Annotated in this window: 17 protein-coding genes; 6 read left to right on the top strand and 11 right to left on the bottom strand. The window is 55.5% G+C overall.

The features are described from left to right. Positions 1 to 173 precede the first annotated feature (173 nt). Together parS and IV433_RS00640 are read left to right on the top strand one after the other, a co-directional pair. Entirely contained in the window at positions 174 to 635 is a 462-nt protein-coding gene (parS, locus tag IV433_RS00645; protein ID WP_195812849.1) for a type II RES/Xre toxin-antitoxin system antitoxin, read from the top strand. After that, complete coding sequence (locus IV433_RS00640; protein WP_195812850.1) at positions 632 to 1,090, top strand: RES family NAD+ phosphorylase; 459 nt, start codon at positions 632 to 634, stop codon at positions 1,088 to 1,090. Before parS ends, IV433_RS00640 begins: the two co-directional genes overlap by 4 nt. Positions 1,091 to 1,135: 45 nt before the next feature. On the opposite strand, the gene IV433_RS00635 is transcribed toward IV433_RS00640, so the two are convergent. Beyond that, positions 1,136 to 1,588 carry a DMT family transporter gene (locus tag IV433_RS00635; protein WP_101075994.1) on the bottom strand — a complete coding sequence of 151 codons (453 nt, stop codon included), beginning with the start codon at positions 1,586 to 1,588 and terminating at the stop codon, positions 1,136 to 1,138. A gap of 3 nt (positions 1,589 to 1,591) precedes the next feature. Further along, the gene (locus tag IV433_RS00630; RefSeq protein WP_195812971.1) at positions 1,592 to 2,026 is read right to left on the bottom strand and encodes a DMT family transporter; all 435 of its coding nucleotides are present in this window, start codon (positions 2,024 to 2,026) and stop codon (positions 1,592 to 1,594) included. Between the two features lie 117 nt (positions 2,027 to 2,143). On the opposite strand from IV433_RS00630, the gene IV433_RS00625 reads away from it, so the two are divergent. Further along, positions 2,144 to 3,073: a LysR family transcriptional regulator gene (locus IV433_RS00625; protein ID WP_195812972.1), complete on the top strand. Its 930-nt coding sequence runs from the start codon at positions 2,144 to 2,146 to the stop codon at positions 3,071 to 3,073. Between the two features lie 589 nt (positions 3,074 to 3,662). Here IV433_RS00625 and IV433_RS00620 read toward each other — a convergent pair. The 4 genes from IV433_RS00620 to betI form a co-directional block, all read right to left on the bottom strand. Then, complete coding sequence (locus IV433_RS00620; protein WP_195812851.1) at positions 3,663 to 4,121, bottom strand: GNAT family N-acetyltransferase; 459 nt, start codon at positions 4,119 to 4,121, stop codon at positions 3,663 to 3,665. Positions 4,122 to 4,242: 121 nt separating this feature from the next. Then, the gene (betA, locus tag IV433_RS00615) at positions 4,243 to 5,928 is read right to left on the bottom strand and encodes a choline dehydrogenase (RefSeq protein WP_195812852.1); all 1,686 of its coding nucleotides are present in this window, start codon (positions 5,926 to 5,928) and stop codon (positions 4,243 to 4,245) included. 24 nt (positions 5,929 to 5,952) lie between these two features. Further along, positions 5,953 to 7,422: a betaine-aldehyde dehydrogenase gene (gene betB, locus IV433_RS00610; protein ID WP_195812853.1), complete on the bottom strand. Its 1,470-nt coding sequence runs from the start codon at positions 7,420 to 7,422 to the stop codon at positions 5,953 to 5,955. A gap of 45 nt (positions 7,423 to 7,467) precedes the next feature. Then, the gene (gene betI / locus IV433_RS00605) at positions 7,468 to 8,055 is read right to left on the bottom strand and encodes a transcriptional regulator BetI (RefSeq protein WP_195812854.1); all 588 of its coding nucleotides are present in this window, start codon (positions 8,053 to 8,055) and stop codon (positions 7,468 to 7,470) included. Positions 8,056 to 8,291: 236 nt separating this feature from the next. On the opposite strand from betI, the gene IV433_RS00600 reads away from it, so the two are divergent. Further along, positions 8,292 to 10,346, top strand: coding sequence for a choline transporter (locus IV433_RS00600; protein WP_195812855.1), 2,055 nt, complete (start codon positions 8,292 to 8,294; stop codon positions 10,344 to 10,346). Between the two features lie 34 nt (positions 10,347 to 10,380). Here the strand turns inward: IV433_RS00600 and IV433_RS00595 are convergent, their stop codons facing one another. The 3 genes from IV433_RS00595 to IV433_RS00585 form a co-directional block, all read right to left on the bottom strand. Then, positions 10,381 to 10,764, bottom strand: a complete 384-nt coding sequence (locus tag IV433_RS00595; RefSeq protein ID WP_195812856.1) for a type II toxin-antitoxin system death-on-curing family toxin — start codon at positions 10,762 to 10,764, stop codon at positions 10,381 to 10,383. Continuing rightward, positions 10,761 to 10,982, bottom strand: coding sequence for a type II toxin-antitoxin system Phd/YefM family antitoxin (locus tag IV433_RS00590; protein ID WP_195812857.1), 222 nt, complete (start codon positions 10,980 to 10,982; stop codon positions 10,761 to 10,763). The genes IV433_RS00595 and IV433_RS00590 overlap by 4 nt, the downstream gene beginning before the upstream one ends. Positions 10,983 to 11,203: 221 nt before the next feature. Further along, a complete protein-coding gene (locus IV433_RS00585; protein ID WP_195812858.1) occupies positions 11,204 to 12,079 on the bottom strand; it encodes an alpha/beta fold hydrolase in 876 nt (291 codons plus the stop codon). Positions 12,080 to 12,250: 171 nt separating this feature from the next. Between IV433_RS00585 and leuC the strand changes: the two genes are divergently transcribed. Together leuC and leuD are read left to right on the top strand one after the other, a co-directional pair. Then, positions 12,251 to 13,657: a 3-isopropylmalate dehydratase large subunit gene (gene leuC / locus IV433_RS00580; RefSeq protein ID WP_195812859.1), complete on the top strand. Its 1,407-nt coding sequence runs from the start codon at positions 12,251 to 12,253 to the stop codon at positions 13,655 to 13,657. A 10-nt stretch (positions 13,658 to 13,667) separates the two neighbouring features. Beyond that, entirely contained in the window at positions 13,668 to 14,276 is a 609-nt protein-coding gene (gene leuD / locus IV433_RS00575; RefSeq protein WP_195812860.1) for a 3-isopropylmalate dehydratase small subunit, read from the top strand. A 5-nt stretch (positions 14,277 to 14,281) separates the two neighbouring features. On the opposite strand, the gene IV433_RS00570 is transcribed toward leuD, so the two are convergent. Together IV433_RS00570 and IV433_RS00565 are read right to left on the bottom strand one after the other, a co-directional pair. Continuing rightward, a complete protein-coding gene (locus IV433_RS00570; RefSeq protein ID WP_195812861.1) occupies positions 14,282 to 15,196 on the bottom strand; it encodes a LysR substrate-binding domain-containing protein in 915 nt (304 codons plus the stop codon). A 24-nt stretch (positions 15,197 to 15,220) separates the two neighbouring features. Next, positions 15,221 to 16,327 (bottom strand): endonuclease/exonuclease/phosphatase family protein, encoded by a 1,107-nt coding sequence (locus IV433_RS00565; RefSeq protein ID WP_195812862.1) that lies wholly within the window; start codon positions 16,325 to 16,327, stop codon positions 15,221 to 15,223. Positions 16,328 to 16,439 lie beyond the last annotated feature (112 nt).

The following is a 16,439-nucleotide window of genomic DNA, read 5'->3' as shown; positions in this document are numbered from 1 at the left end:
TGTCAATTTCTGTTTCATCCTTATACATGCTCAACGTGACATTGATCACACTTATGTTTCATGGTGATTTCATCCGCCTGTCATCTGAGCAAAACAAAGGGTGTACACAAATCCACCGTAGCGTTAATTGTCATGCTATAGTTATGACAATTAACGGTGCGGAGACCGACATCATGAGTTCAAAAATTACCGGGCTGTCTTCCAGACAAATGAAAGAGGCTGTAACGCCGCTGTGGGAATCTGCGGGGCTTCCCGCAGGCAGCGGAATCAGTTTGCTAAATGCCATACAGAAAGGTTTTCCGGTTGATAGTATCAACCGCCTGAACACAGAGCTGGGGTGGCCGAAAATGGTTTTGCTGGAAATAATGGGGATTAACGAGCGCAATTATGCGCGGCGTAAAGCGGGAAACGGATTGCTGAAAAGCGATGAAAGCGAGCGCGTGGCGCGGCTGGTGCGCACCATCGATGCGGCGACGGATCTCTTTGAAGGCGACCGCATCGCGGCGCTGGACTGGATAACCCGCCCTGCTCCGGCGCTGGCAGGTTCAAGACCGCTGGAGTTGTTGTCTTCTGAAGCGGGTGCGGTGGAAGTGAACCGGCTGATTGGCCGCCTTCAGCACGGGGTATTCAGTTGAAGCTGTTTCGCATTATTCAGACCCAACATTTAGCCACGGCCTGGACAGGTGCCGGAGCCCAGATTTACGGTGGCCGCTGGAACCCGCCGGGCAGGCCGGTGGTGTATCTGACCACCAGCATCTCACTGGCGATCCTCGAGATTCTGGTGCATTTACAAAACAGTATGCTGATGCGCTCATACACTCTGCTCAGTATTGAGGTGCCGGATACACTGCTCGATACGCTCGAGGTCGATGAGCTGGCCGCGGACTGGCGCAGCCCTTCGCCGCCGGACAGCACGCAGCGTCAGGGCGAAGCGTGGCTGGCAGAAGGTGAACACGTCGGGCTGAGGGTTCCGTCGGTCATTGTCCCGAAGGAATATAATGTGCTGCTTAATCCGCAGCATCCGGATTTCGCGCCGTTGCTCGATTCCGCAGAACGCGAGCCCATGATGTTTGATCCGCGTCTGCAATAATTTTCCCGCTATATGGCATGAGGCAAACCGACCCGTGCCCCGCTCTTATGCTGCTTTCCGGTTGCTCCGGTAAATCAGCGCCAGGGCAATAATCAGACAGGGGATCGCCGCGAGACGGTGCCATGACAGTGCGATTTGCGGGTTATCCAGCCAGCCGAAATTGTCGATGAGCATTCCCATCGCCAGTTGCCCTAAAATCACGGCCACCGTAGCAACCGCCGTCCCTACCCGCGGCACGGCTGTCACCATCACAATGATGTAAGGCACACCAAATAACGCGCCCATCAGCTGCCATTTGGGTACGGTGAGCAACGTTGCCTGCTGCGGCGTTTGCAGAAACAGAATCAGCACCGCCGTGATAGCCGCGCCGACGCTGAACGTCAGAAATGCGCTTTTCAGGACGCCGACCTTTTCGCCCAGTTGCCCGTTTACCGCCGCCTGCATACTCAGCGCCGCACCGGCCACGATAGCCAGAACAATCATAATCATTTCAGTCATTGGTTAACCCCAGGCAATCAGAACAAGTGCAGCAACAATAAACACCAGTGCCAGCAGGCGTTCACCGCCCACTTTTTTATGCGGTGTGCCAAACCAGCCGAAATGGTCGATCAGAACACTTTTCGCCACCTGCCCTGACAAAATCGCGATCATCGTCATCCCGATACCAATCACCGGCGTCGCAATAGTCAGCACCACGACATATACCGGCCCCAGCACGCCGCCGAGCAGTTGCCAGCCGGGTTGCTCAGTATAAGAAGGCGCATTCCGCGGGCTGAAAAACAGCACCAGTAAACCGGTCAGCACCGCGCCGACGCCAAAAATGCTGAGCGTCGCCCACAAGTGCCCGACTTCGGTTCCCAGCGGGCCGATAAGCCCCGCTTCCAGCGAAAGCCCCATCCCCGCCAGAACGACCAGCGGAATTAACATCAGATTCATCATTGCCCTGTTCTCATTATTTTTACTGCCCGGTATTTAAGAAGCGGCGACTATAGCGTGACAACGTTATGCGAAAAACAGCACAATCAGGAAAATACCTTTGCAGAAATCGCACAGATGAAAAGTTTCAATCAGATCAACATTCAGTCTTTGCGCCTGTTTGTGGCGGTGCTCGACCAGGGGAATTTCTCCGAAGTGGCCCGACGCGAAGCGATGTCCCCTTCAACGGTTTCGCGCGTTATTGCCCAGCTGGAGCAGGCATTACAGACGCAGTTGCTGTACCGCAACACGCGGGCTGTCAGCCCGACAGAATCCGGAAAGTTACTGGCGGAGCATGCGCGTCAGGTGCTGACACAGCTGGATCTCGCCGAGCAGGATTTGCAGGAACAAAGCAGCGAATCGGGCGGGCTGGTACGAATTAATGCGCCGGTGGTTTTTGGTCAGCGTCATGTTGCGCCCTGGCTGCCGGAACTGAGCACACGTTTTCCCCGGCTGAACATCGAACTAATGCAGACGGATGATTTCATCGATCCGTTGCAGGACAGCGTCGATCTGCTGATCCGGATTGGCGTCATGGCCGATTCCACCCTTCAGGCACGAACGCTCGGGCACCAGAATTTCCGTCTCGCCGCCAGCCCGGCGTATCTCGCCCGCGCAGGCATACCGGCCACGCCGGACGATCTTTCAAACCACAGTTGTCTGGTTTTTAAAGGGTTTGCCGGTTCCCAGCGCTGGTACTTCCGCCAGCCGGAAAAAGAATGGCGTTCATGGAACCTGCGCGGCGTTCTCACCAGCAATAACGCTGAAACCCTGACGCAGTCAGCCATCGGCGGAATGGGGTTAGTGGTTTTCCCAACCTGGCTGATTGGCGATGCGCTGCGCGCCGGAACGCTGGTGAGCGTGTTGCCTGAGTACCAGGTTTCCACGTCGCCGGAACCACAGACTATCTCGGCGTTGTACCCGAATGCCCGCAGGGCTTCGGTTAAGGTGCGGGTGGTGATTGATTATCTGGTGGAGAAGTTTGGGGAGCCTGCTTATTGGGAGTAGAGCGGTTTTTCATGAGCGGTGCTCGCTCAGCTCAGGTCAAAACCTTGGGTTGCCACCCAAACCGGCAAGACCTTGGGCTCGCCGCCCAAACTGGCCTCAAGGAGCGCCTGTCGCCGCGCCCCTTGAGAATCCCGGGCTCTTTAACTGCGCGCTACCGCTGGGACGATGGACATGTTCTGGCACAACAGCGTGTGGCGCGAAATCTTGCCGCTGCGCGGTTCCTTCCCCGTGGGTTCGAGCCACAAGTCTCGAACCCACGGTCAGCAACATTTCTGAGCGCGCCAGATTGCCTTTGTAAAAGATTAAAACCAGCCTGATTTTGAATTTAGATAAGCCCCCAGCCGCTTTCAAAAATCACGCCGTAGCGAGAGGTGGAAAACCGTGTATCTTTTCGCGCGGTTTGTAACCCGAGTGCAGGGAACCGCGCAGCGGCGGGATTTTGCGGCAATAGCAGCGGCACCTGAAACATAGCCAGCCAGCGGCAGCGCGCAGTTAAAAAAGCGCAGAGTCCAGAGACCCGCGCGTTACCGGGTCTTTGGTCGGTGTGGGCCGACGCCCACGGTTTTGACCTTAAAGTTGAAATTGAAAACTAAACCTTAAACTCCATCCCTACATGCGCGATCCCATCTTCATCATAAATCTCCGTATACGCCACAAACCCCAGTCTGCCGTAAAACTGTTGTAAGTGCGCCTGCGCGGAAATCGCAATCCGCTCACCCGGCCAGTGTTTCTGGCACGCCGCCAGCGCCTGTTCCATCAGTTGGTAGCCCAGTTTCAGGCCGCGGGCGGAAGGAGCGACGATCACACGTCCGATGGCGACGCCATCTTCATGACGCAAAATACGTGCGTACGCCGCCGGTTTCCCGTCTAGCCATGCGACGATATGACGGTTTTCGCCAGCCAGATCCTGCCCGTCGATATCCTGATAAACACAGGTTTGTTCGACCACAAACACTTCGCTGCGCAGGGCCAGAATGGCGTAAATCTGCGCGACGTTAAGTTCGCTGTGGTGATAATCCTGCCAGTGGAGAGATGAAGATTCGCTCATGAATAGATGCCCCGCCCTTACCTGAATTCGCCGTTATCTGGCTGCAAAAAAAAGAGATATCCCGAAGAATATCTCTTTGTATCATGCCTTAAAGGCTATTTGTAACCGGCCTGTAAAACATTCAGGCAGATTTTTTTAACGGTCCGGTGCGTACCGGCGCGTCGCCTGCGGTGTAGTAATCCGCCGTGCTGCGCGGCAGAGGCTGACGTCCGCGGATTTTGTCGGCAATCTTCTCGGCGATCATGATCGTCGTGGCGTTCAGGTTGCCGGTGATGATTTGCGGCATGATAGAAGCATCGACCACGCGCAGCGCTTCGGTGCCGTGAACACGCCCCTGCCCGTCCACTACCGCCATTTCGTCGGTGCCCATTTTGCACGAACAGGACGGGTGGAACGCCGTTTCCGCATGTTCGCGGATAAACGCGTCCAGCTCTTCGTCTGTCTGCACATGTTTGCCCGGACTGATTTCACGGCCGCGATAAGCATCCAGCGCCGGTTGTGCCATGATTTCACGCGTGATGCGGATCGCATCGCGGAATTCCTGCCAGTCCTGCTCGCTCGCCATGTAGTTAAACAAAATGCTCGGATGCTGATGCGGATTTTTCGATTTCACCTGCACACGTCCGCGGCTTGGTGAACGCATCGAGCCAACATGCGCCTGGAAACCGTGCTCTTTCACCGCGTTACTGCCGTTGTAGTTAATCGCCACCGGCAGGAAGTGATACTGAATATTCGGCCACGCAAATTCTTCACGGCTGCGGATAAAACCGCCCGCTTCGAACTGATTGCTCGCGCCAACGCCGGTGCCTTTGAACAGCCATTCCGCGCCGATCGCGGGCTGATTGTGCATCTGCAATGCCGGATACAGTGAAACTGGCTGGGTACAGCTGTATTGCAGGTACATTTCCAGGTGATCCTGTAAATTCTCGCCGACGCCCGGCAAATCATGCACCACCGGAATATCCAGCTTATTGAGCAATTCTGCCGGGCCAACGCCCGAACGTTGCAGAATTTGCGGAGAGGCTATCGCGCCGCTGCACAGCAACACTTCCCGCTTCGCTTTGGCCTTTACCGCTTTATCGCCGTCACCTTTGAAATAGCTGACACCCACGGCACGCTTGCCTTCAAAAAGGATTTTGTCGGTCATGGCATGCGTGACAATCGTCAGGTTCGCGCGCGGTTTTGCCTGATCAAGATATCCACGAGCGGTACTGGCGCGTCGACCTTTCGGCGTTACGGTCCGGTCCATCGGGCCAAAACCTTCCTGCTGATACCCGTTCAGATCGTCAGTGCGCGGATAACCGGCCTGAACGCCCGCTTCAATCATCGCGTGGAATAACGGATTGTTGCCTTTTTTAGGCGTCGCGACGCTCACCGGGCCATCGCCACCGTGGAAATCATTCGGGCCGATATCGCGGGTTTCTGCCTTGCGAAAATACGGCAGGCAATCCAGATAACTCCAGTCCTCCAGCCCCGGCGCTTTTGCCCAGTTGTCGAAATCCATCGCATTACCGCGGATGTAACACATGCCATTGATCAGCGACGAACCGCCCAGCCCTTTGCCGCGTCCGCATTCCATACGACGGTTGTTCATGTGCGGCTCCGGGTCGGTTTCATACGCCCAGTTATAACGACGCCCCTGCAACGGGAAAGCCAGCGCGGCAGGCATCTGCGTGCGGAAATCCAGACGATAATCCGGGCCACCGGCTTCGAGCAGCAGGACATTGACGGCGCTGTCTTCGGTCAGTCGGGTGGCGAGAACGTTGCCGGCGGAACCGGCACCAATAATGATGTAATCGTAATCCATTAAAATCTCCTCTGTTGCGGCGGATTAAAAGACTGAGCTGAATTCGCCCAGTTCGACCTGCACGGATTTGATTTGGGTGTAATGCTCAAGCGTGGTGACGCCGTTTTCGCGCCCGACGCCGGAATGTTTGTAACCGCCCACCGGCATTTCTGCGGCGGATTCGCCCCAGGTGTTGATCCAGCAAATCCCGGCTTCCAGCTTGTGGATCACGCGGTGCGCGCGGTTGAGATCTTGCGTGACCAGCCCGGCGGCCAGACCGTATTCGGTATCGTTGGCGCGGCGGATCACTTCTTCTTCACTCTCGTAGGTCAGGATGCTCATCACCGGCCCGAAGATTTCTTCGCGGACGATCAGCATGTCATCGCGGCAGTCGGTAAAGACCGTTGGGGCAACGTAAGCGCCACGGGCAAAGTCGCCGGTGGTGACGCGTTCGCCGCCGGTCAGCAGCGTTGCGCCTTCGCGTTTGCCGCTTTCGATGTAACGCAGCACGGATTCCATGTGCGCGAAGCTGACCAGCGGGCCGAAGTTGACGTTCTCATCCGTCGGGTCACCCGTACGGATGCGTTTCACGCGCTCCAGCACTTTGGCCTCAAAAGCTTTGTGCAGCGATTTCGGAATGAATACGCGCGTGCCGTTGGTGCAGACCTGCCCCGAGCTGTAAAAATTCGCCATCATGGCGATGTCGGCGGCTTTATCCAGATCCGCGTCGTCGAAAATAATCAGCGGAGATTTGCCACCGAGTTCCATCGTCACTTCTTTCAGGGTCGATGCCGACGCGCTGGCCATCACTTTCTTGCCGGTTTTGATGCCGCCGGTGAAAGACACTTTGGCGATGTCAGGATGATCCGTTAATGCCTGCCCGACGTCTGCCGCACCGGTGACGACGCTGAATACGCCGTCCGGCACGCCGGCTTCGGTGTAAATTTCCGCCAGCTTCAGTGCGGTCAGTGACGTATTTTCACTGGGTTTGAAGACCATCGCGTTACCGGCCGCCAGCGCGGGTGCGGATTTCCACAACGCAATCTGAATCGGGTAATTCCACGCGCCGATCCCGGCCACCACGCCCAGCGGTTCGCGGCGGGTGTAAACAAAGGAAGAATCGCGCAGCGGGATCTGCTGGCCTTCAATGGCAGGAATTAATCCGGCGTAATATTCCAGCACGTCTGCGCCGGTCACGATATCGACTGCCAGCGTTTCGGACAGCGGTTTACCGGTATCGGCGGTTTCTATCGCCGCCAGCTCATCGTTGCGGTCGCGCAGAATATCTACCGCACGGCGCAGGATGCGCGAACGGCTCATGGCCGTCATCGCTGCCCAGACTTTCTGGCCTTTTTGCGCGGCTTTCACCGCCAGATCAACGTCGGCGTGCGTGGCGGATTGCACCTGCGCAATCACTTCGCCATTGGCCGGATTCACGGCGTCGAAGGTGTCATCCCCGGTGCTGTCCTGAAAACGCCCGTTGATATAAAGTTTTTGCTTGCCGTAGCGGGACATAAATCTCTCCTCGGTCTGTGCGGTCTGATGGATTCTCTGCGTGAATTACGGCGTAACCAGCTGCGACTCAATGTGGCGGCGGGTAATTTGCATCGCCTCGGCGCGGTTAAATTCCTTACCGCTCAGCGCACCGCGCAGCCACAGGCCGTCAATCAGTGCAGCGGTACTTTGCGCCGCGAGTCGCGCCTCGCCTTTGGGCAGAAAACGCCTGAATTCAGAACATAAATTTGAATAGAGCCGGCGGCTGTTGACCTGTTGCAGCCGGTACAACTGCGGGTGATGCATGCTGCTCGCCCAGAAGGCCAGCCAGGTTTTCATCGCCGCGCTGTTGGTCTGACTGTCGTCAAAATTGGCTTCTGCAATCGCATGCAGCCGCGCCGTCGGTGCGGTATCCGTCAGTTGCGACAACCGCAACTGCACCCCTTCCCCCAGATGACTGAGCAGATAGCGCATGGTCGCTTCCAGCAGCCCATTCTTGTCACGGAAATAGTGACTGATGATGCCGTTGGAGACGCCTGCGCGGCGCGCAATTTGCGAAATCGAGGCATCGTGCATCCCAACTTCATTCACTGCGGCCAGCGTTGCCTCAATCAATTGCTGCCGTCTGATGGGCTGCATTCCTACTTTGGGCATGGATCCGGCTCCTGAAAATGAGCGGGTTGAGACGCGCTTAAAAAACCGTTTTTTTACGCTTTCGTCCAACCTTGTTAACGCTCTGACGTCACCTATTTAACTTTTTTTTGATTGAACGTTCAATTAAAAATGCATATATTTTATTACCAATACGTTAGTATTTTGTATGATTATTGAGATGAATTTAGCGCCAATTTATTGAAAAACAGTGAATAATTAACAAGACAGGGGAAAAGATGGCGATTGCCGATACGAAAGAGAAATTACCTGAGAAACCACGTGACCAGCTTAACAAGGTGGTATTTTTCACCTCCGCCGGTCTGATTTTAGCCTTCACTTTGATGACCATTTTCTTCACCGATTTATCGGGAAAATGGATCAGCCTGACGCTCAACTGGGTATCCGCCACCTTCGGCTGGTATTACATGCTGGCGGCGACGCTGTACATCGTGTTTGTAGTGTTCATAGCCTGTTCGCGCTTCGGTTCGATCAAGTTAGGCCCTGAACAATCCAAACCCGAATTCAGCATGATGAGCTGGGCGGCGATGTTATTTGCCGCCGGGATCGGCATCGACCTGATGTTTTTCTCGGTCGCCGAACCGGTAACGCAATACATGTTGCCGCCGGAAGGCAACGGCCAGACCCTGGAAGCCGCGCGGCAGGCGATGACCTGGACGCTGTTCCACTACGGGCTGACCGGCTGGGCGATGTACGCGCTGATGGGCATCGCGCTGGGGTATTTCAGCTACCGTTATAACCTGCCGCTGACCATCCGTTCGGCGCTCTACCCGATTTTTGGCAAGCGAATCAACGGGCCTATCGGCCACAGCGTGGATATCGCCGCCGTCGTCGGGACAATTTTTGGGATTGCAACAACGCTTGGGATCGGCGTTGTGCAGCTGAACTACGGGCTGAAAGTACTGTTCCATATTCCGGAAAACCTGACCGTGCAGGCAGCGCTGATTTTGCTGTCGGTAATCATGGCGACGGTCTCGGTCACGTCCGGCGTGAATAAAGGTATCCGTATTCTTTCGGAGCTGAACGTGCTGCTGGCGCTGGGGCTGATTCTGTTCCTGCTGTTCTTCGGCAACACCGAATTCCTGCTGAACGCGCTGGTACTGAATATCGGCGATTACATCAACCGGTTTATGGGGATGACGCTGAACACCTTTGCGTTCGACCGCCCGACCGAGTGGATGAACAGCTGGACGCTGTTCTTCTGGGCGTGGTGGGTGGCGTGGTCGCCGTTTGTCGGCCTGTTCCTGGCGCGTATTTCCCGTGGCCGCACCATCCGCCAGTTTGTGCTGGGGACGCTTATCATCCCGTTCGTCTTCACCCTGCTGTGGCTGTCGATTTTCGGTAACAGCGCGCTGTATCAGATTCTGCACGGCAATCTGGATTTTGCGAACGAAGTGATCGCTCACCCTGAACGCGGCGTTTACAGCCTGCTGGCGCAGTATCCTGGCTTTACGCTCAGTGCGTCTGTCGCGACCATCACCGGCCTGCTGTTTTATGTCACTTCGGCGGATTCCGGTTCGCTGGTACTGGGTAACTTCACCTCAAAACTGGCGGATATTAACAACGATGCGCCGAACTGGTTGCGGATTTTCTGGTCAGTCACCATCGGCGTGCTGACGCTCGGCATGCTAATGACTGACGGCGTTTCTGCACTGCAAAACACCACGGTCATCATGGGGCTGCCGTTCAGTTTTGTGATTTTCTTCATCATGGCCGGGCTGTATAAGTCCCTGCGCCTGGAAGATTACCGCCGCGCCAGCACCCAGCAAACGCTGGCACCGCTTCCGGCGACGAGCGACGCGGCGCTGAACTGGAAGCAACGCCTTTCACGGGTCATGAATTATCCGGGCACGCGCCATACGCAAAAAATGATGGATACCGCCTGCCGTCCGGCGATGCAGGAAGTGGCGCAGGAACTGGAACTGCGCGGCGCGAAAGTCACGTTCAACGAACATGAGCCGCAGGAAGATGAAAAAATCGGGCCGCTGGAATTGCAGGTAGCGCTGGGCGAAGAGCAGAACTTTGTGTACCAGATCTGGCCGGTGCGTTACGCGGTTCCGGCGTTTACCTACCGCGCCCGCGCCGGGAAATCGCACTATTACCGGCTGGAGACGTTCCTGCTCGAAGGTACGCAGGGCAATGACCTGATGGACTTTACGAAACATCAGGTGATCAATGACATTCTGGACCAGTACGAACGTCATCTGAATTTCCTGCATATTAACCGTGAAGCGCCGGGGAATACGCTGACATTCCCGGAACAACCGGTTTAACACAGACAAACAAAAACCCGCGAAAGCGGGTTTTTTAATGTTTAATCAGTAATCTTAGTTTCGCTGCGGCTTCAGGCAGGTTAACCGTACCTTCAGCACAATCAACGGTCAGTTGTACGAGTGAGTCGCTTTTGACCAGACTCACACCATTGCGCCGGAGAAAAATCAGGGCAACCATCAGCGCTGTTCGTTTGTTGCCATCGGTAAAAACATGCCCTCGAGCCACAGCAATCAAATGCGCTGCCCCCAAAGTGACCACATCGCTGATACTTTCATATTCATGCAAATTGATAACTCTTGAGATAATCGCTTCTACCCTGCCCGGATCTGATAAGCCTTGTACACCCGGAGTCGTCATTAGAATTCTTTCATGAAAACCTATTATCTCCTCTGCGGAAATAAACTTTAATTCATTCATCTGTCAGCCAAAGCACGTATCGCATCACCATGAATTCCCATCATTTCTTCGAATTCGCGGTCAAGCTTGTGTTTGAGGAATGCCGCATATTCTTCTGCACTGATGATCACAGCTGGCGCTTTACCCCGACGGGTAATGGTGACGGGCTCACCCTCTGCAGCCATCTGAATAACATCCGCTAGATTTTGACGGGCATCGGTGTAGTTAAATTCTTTCATAATTTTTTGCCCTTTACGTTAAAGGTACATAAAACATGTACAGGTAAAATGTACCTTTTAAACATCTGGCTGGCAAATTAAACATCGTTATGTCCTGTATAAATATTCGGCAGGACGCACTATTGGATATCAACTCATTTCATGCCAGCGGTATCACTCATTTTTCCAGGACATCCCGCAAAACTGACTTCAATTTAATGTTTATCAGCTTCGCATGCCTTTTATCGCAAAAACGGCAACACCTTCTCCAGCAGCAGCTCCGACTGTTCTTCGGCAATATAATGGCCGCAAGGCAGCGCTTCCCCCTGCACGTCTTCCGCAACTTTTCGCCATTCTTCCAGTGGCGCAAAACATTGACCGACCGTGCCTTTCGCGCCCCAAAGCACCAGCAACGGACAACTCAGTTTGCGGGCTGCATCCAGATCTTCTTTGTCGTGTTGCAGGTCGATACTTGCCGACGCCCGATAGTCCTCGCAAATCCCGCGCGCCGTTCCATTTTGTTGCAGACAGCGCAAATAATCTGCGTAAGCTTCGTCGGTGAAAGGCTGCATACCGGCACTGCGGCTGCCCATGACGCTGCGCAGATACTGATCCGGATCGGCGGTGATCAGCGTTTCCGGCAACGGCGACGGGCGGATCAGGAAAAACCAGTGCCAGTAAGCACGGGCAAAAGCTTCATTGGTTTGCTGATACATAGAAAGCGTCGGCGCGATATCCATCAGCACCAGGCGTTTAACGGCCTGCGGATGATCCAGCGCCAGCCGGTGCGCCACGCGCGCGCCCCGGTCATGGGCAATAACGCTGAACCGGCTGAAACCGAGCGCGGCCATTAACTCCTGCTGGTCTTGTGCCATTTCGCGTTTGCTGTAGCGCAGATGTTCCGCGTCGGGTTCGGGTTTACCGCTGTCGCCATAGCCACGCAAATCGGCCAGAACGACGGTGAACTGAGACGTCAGAAACGGCGCGACTTTATGCCAGATAGCCTGTGTTTGCGGGTGTCCGTGCAGCAACAGCAGAGGCTCGCCCTGCCCGGCGATCCGGTAGGCGATCTCCGTTCCGCTGACCTTCATCCGGCCTTGGGTAAAATGTTCAAACATGGGTGTTCTCCTTTTTTACCCATCTTAGTCGCTGGCTTTTCAGCAACAAGGTCACAAATGAAGATTGCTGCTTCACGATCTGTGTTTTGAGACACCACACTCAGGCCGTTGCCCGGGAACGGGTAATTTTGCGACGCTGGCATTATCCATTACGTTCATCAGGGCAATGAAATGAAGCCAAAAACGCTGTATGAAAAGCACATCGACAGTCACACCGTCCGCACGCTGGACGACAAAGGACACGTGTTGCTGTACATCGACCGGCAGGTGATTAACGAGTACACCAGCCCGCAGGCTTTCAGTGGTTTGCGCGACGGAGGCCGTCGCGTCTGGCGGCCTGAAACCTCACTGGCCGTGGTCGATCACGTCAATCCGACCGCGCCTTTGCGCACACGCCAGATGCCGGACGCCGGTGGCGCACGCCAGGTTTCGTATCTGGCCGAGAACTGCGCGGAATTTGGTATCGAGCTCTTTGATATTCTTGATTCCCGTCAGGGCATTGAACACGTTGTCGCGCCGGAGCAGGGATTTATCTTACCGGGCATGGTGATTGCCGCCGGTGACAGCCACACCACCACGTATGGCGCGCTCGGCGCATTCGGGTTTGGTATCGGCACATCAGAGATTGAACATTTGCTGGCCACCCAGACACTGGTCTACAAACGCCTGAAAACCCTGCGCGTGACGGTAAATGGCGAGCTGCACAACGGCATTACCGCCAAAGACGTGGTAATGGCGCTGGTGGCGAAAATCGGCGCTTCGGGAGCAACGGGTTATGCCATCGAGTTCTGCGGTCAGGGCATCGATATGCTGAGCGTCGAAGGCCGCATGACCATCTGCAATATGGCGGTGGAAGCCGGTGCGCGCGGTGCGTTTATGGCGCCGGATGACAAAGTGTTTGCTTACCTGAAAGACAAACCCCGCGCGCCAAAAGGCCAGCAATGGCTGGAGGCCGTCGACGTCTGGCGTACGCTGCACAGTGACCCGGACGCCGTATTTGACCGCGAAGTTGAGCTGTGCGCCACAGATATCGCCCCGATGGTCAGCTGGGGAACCAGCCCGGATCAGGCACTGGCGATTGGCGGACGCGTACCCGATCCGCAATCCGAACCGGATCCCGCACGGCGCAAAGACCTGCAACGCGCACTCAGCTATATGGGATTACGTGCCGGGCAACCGCTTAACAGTATCGGCATCAGCCACGCCTTTATCGGCTCCTGCACAAATGCGCGCATTGAAGATTTGCGCGCCGCCGCCGACGTTGTGCGCGGCAAAAAAGTGGCGTCAGCGGTACGGGCGATGATCGTTCCTGGCTCAAGCCAGGTGCGTGCGCAGGCCGAAGCCGAAGGGCTGGCAGAGATATTTATTGAAGCCGGTTTTGAATGGCGGCAGTCCGGCTGTTCAATGTGTCTGGCGATGAACGACGACGTGCTTTCACCGGGTGACCGGTGTGCGTCGAGCACCAACCGCAATTTCGAAGGCCGTCAGGGCGCCGGTGCGCGAACCCATCTGATGAGTCCGGCGATGGTTGCCGCCGCCGCAATTTGCGGTCATCTGACCGATGTTCGCGAAGTGTGAGGAGAAAAACATGCAAGCATTTACCGTGTTAACCGGCGCAGCCGCGCCCTTCCCGGCGGCCAACGTCGATACCGATGTGATTATGCCGAAGCAGTTTCTGAAAGGCATCGACCGCAGCGGTCTGGACCAGGGCGTTTTCTTTGATTTACGTTTTCAGGCCGACGGCTCACCCGATCCGGCGTTTATCCTCAACCAGCCTGCGTGGCAGGAGGCTAAATTCCTGCTGGTCGGCCCGAACTTTGGTTGTGGCTCAAGCCGTGAACATGCGGTATGGGGGCTGAAACAGCTGGGGATACGGGCGCTGATCGGCACCACGTTTGCGGGGATCTTTTTCGACAACTGCCAGCGTAACGGCGTGCTCACTGTTCAGCTCACCCCGGAACAGTGGGCACAGCTGGCTGAACAGGTTACGCAGGCACAAAGCAACGAAATTACCGTCGATTTACCGGCGCAAACAATAAGCTTGCACGATGGCAAAGAGATCGCTTTCAACATCGACGAACTGAGCAAAATGTCCCTGCTCAACGGGCTGGATGCGGTGGGGAATACGCTGCGTTACAGCGATGAAATCCGCGAATTTCAGCAGGCACATTTGCAGCGTAACCCGTGGCTGGCGTGAAAACGTTATTGCAGTAACTGGCTAAAGCGCTGATGCAGGAATTCAACGCAAACCCGCAGTTTTGCAGAATCTGCCAGCCGTGTGGGATAAACCGCCCAGACGCTGGCGGGCTGGGAAAACTGCGGTAAAACCTGCACCAGTTCGCCCCGGTCGATGTAAGGCCGGACGTCCCACTCAGAGCGCAAAATAATTCCGTGGTGTTTCAGTGCCCACTGCAATACCACTTCGCCGCTGTTAGATGACAACACGCCTTTGACCCGGACGCGCTGTTCCTGTCCTTCTCCGGTCAGCGACCAGATGCCAAACGGGTTGTCACGTTCTTTGAGCACCAGACACTGGTGTTGCGTCAGGGCGTCCGGCGAAACGGGTTCACCGTGCGTGGCCAGATACCGGGGAGACGCGCAAAGAATACGCTGATGCTGCGTCAGCTTTTTACCGATGTGCTGTTCGGGAATGTCATCGCCGACCAGAATTTCGAGATCAATACCTTCGGCGACCAGATCTACAACCCGGTCGAACAGGTCGAGGCGCAGGTTTAGCTGCGGATAACGTTCGGCAAGTTCTGCAACAGCGGGCGCAACGTGGCAGCGCCCGAAACCGAACGAACTGCAAATATGCACGTTGCCGCGTACCTCGCTGCGGGAATCTGAAACATCACCCATAAACTGATCAAACGTGTCGAGAATTTGCAGCGCCCAGCGTTGCGCCCGTTCGCCATCTTCAGTCAGGCGAACGCCACGGGTCGAACGATGCAGCAAACGGGTGTTCAGGGACTCTTCGAGGATCTGAATACGCTTACTGACATAGGCCGGAGACTGCCCGAGTTCGGTCGCCGCCGCGGCAAAGCTTTGCTTGTTCACCACCGCCAGAAAAACCCGTAAGTCTTCGGCCAGCGGCAAACGGTCACGTTCAGTGGTCATGGTTTAAGCCCGTAAGCCCTCACATTATTTGTTATTGGCAGGATTTTTATTATGCGGATAGATATCCGTAAGTTTTACACCCGCCAGTTCCAATTTTTCCCTGGCTTCTTCCAGATCGTCGCTTTCGATTTCCAGCGGTTCCTGATCTTTCCCCTGGCAAGGCGTCAGCGCCAGTTCGACCAGGATCGGGAAGTGATCGGAGCCCATGAAATCCAGCCGTTTCAGATCAATCAGCGTGAAATCTTTGCTGTGGAAAACGTGATCCAGCGGCCAGCGCAAAAACGGATAGCTCGCATGAAAAGTATTGTACATACCCCGCCCGCGGCGCGGGTCGAGCAATCCGCTGATTTTCATGAATAAACGGGTGGTTCGCGACCACGCGACATCATTCAGGTCACCGGTCACAATGGTCGGGAAATGCGCTTTCGCGGCGGTATGCCCGACGGCGATCAGCTCACCGTCACGGGCGGTTGATTCATCTGCTTCGGTCGGGCTTGGCGGCCTCGGGTGCAGACAGTGAAGCACCACCTGTTCGCCCGACGGCAGTTCTGCGCGAAAATGCATGGAAGGAATATCTTTCGCCACCAGAAACTGAATCTGCTCGCCGTGCATCGGCAAACGCGAATAGACGTGCATACCGTAGAGGTTATCCAGCGGGCAGCGCAGGCTGTGCGGGTAATCGGCCTCCAGCGGAGCCATCTGGCCTTCCCACCACTGGTCGGTTTCCAGCAGCACGATAATGTCCGGTTTATGTTTCTGAATCTGGCTGAGTAACTGCGCGCTCTCCCGGTTGGTAGTAAGCACATTGCTGTTCATAATTTTGATACGCGAATGGCCGTTGGGCACCGTCTTTTTCACCTGCACGCGGTACAAACGGGTGTAAGGCAGGATCCACCAGCCCTGATACGCCATGCAGGCGACCGTCAGGATAATCACAATACCGGTCAGCACACCGTCAAACGGCAAAATCAGCAGTTCAGTCAGAAGAAAAAGCAGACACAGGGAAACCATTTGCAGGCGCGGGAAATCCCACACACGCACCCACCAGCGCTGATTTTTGGAAAGAGGAAGCAGCGTCAGTAAGGTCATGATGACCGTCAGAACGCAGACGATAATTCGGAGTGCTTGCATCGGTTATCAGCCCTGATAAAGAGAAACAAAATTTATTGTTGTTAACCGATTGTGGCTTAAAAGCAGGGAGGATGTCGCCGCCTTTTTCATTCATCAGAAAAAGACGGCGATT

Origin of the sequence: Rahnella laticis, assembly GCF_015644585.1 — a bacterium.
Lineage (GTDB): Bacteria > Pseudomonadota > Gammaproteobacteria > Enterobacterales > Enterobacteriaceae > Rahnella > Rahnella laticis.
Note: the sequence above shows the minus strand (reverse complement) of the source record. Positions and strands in the feature narration are given on the sequence as shown.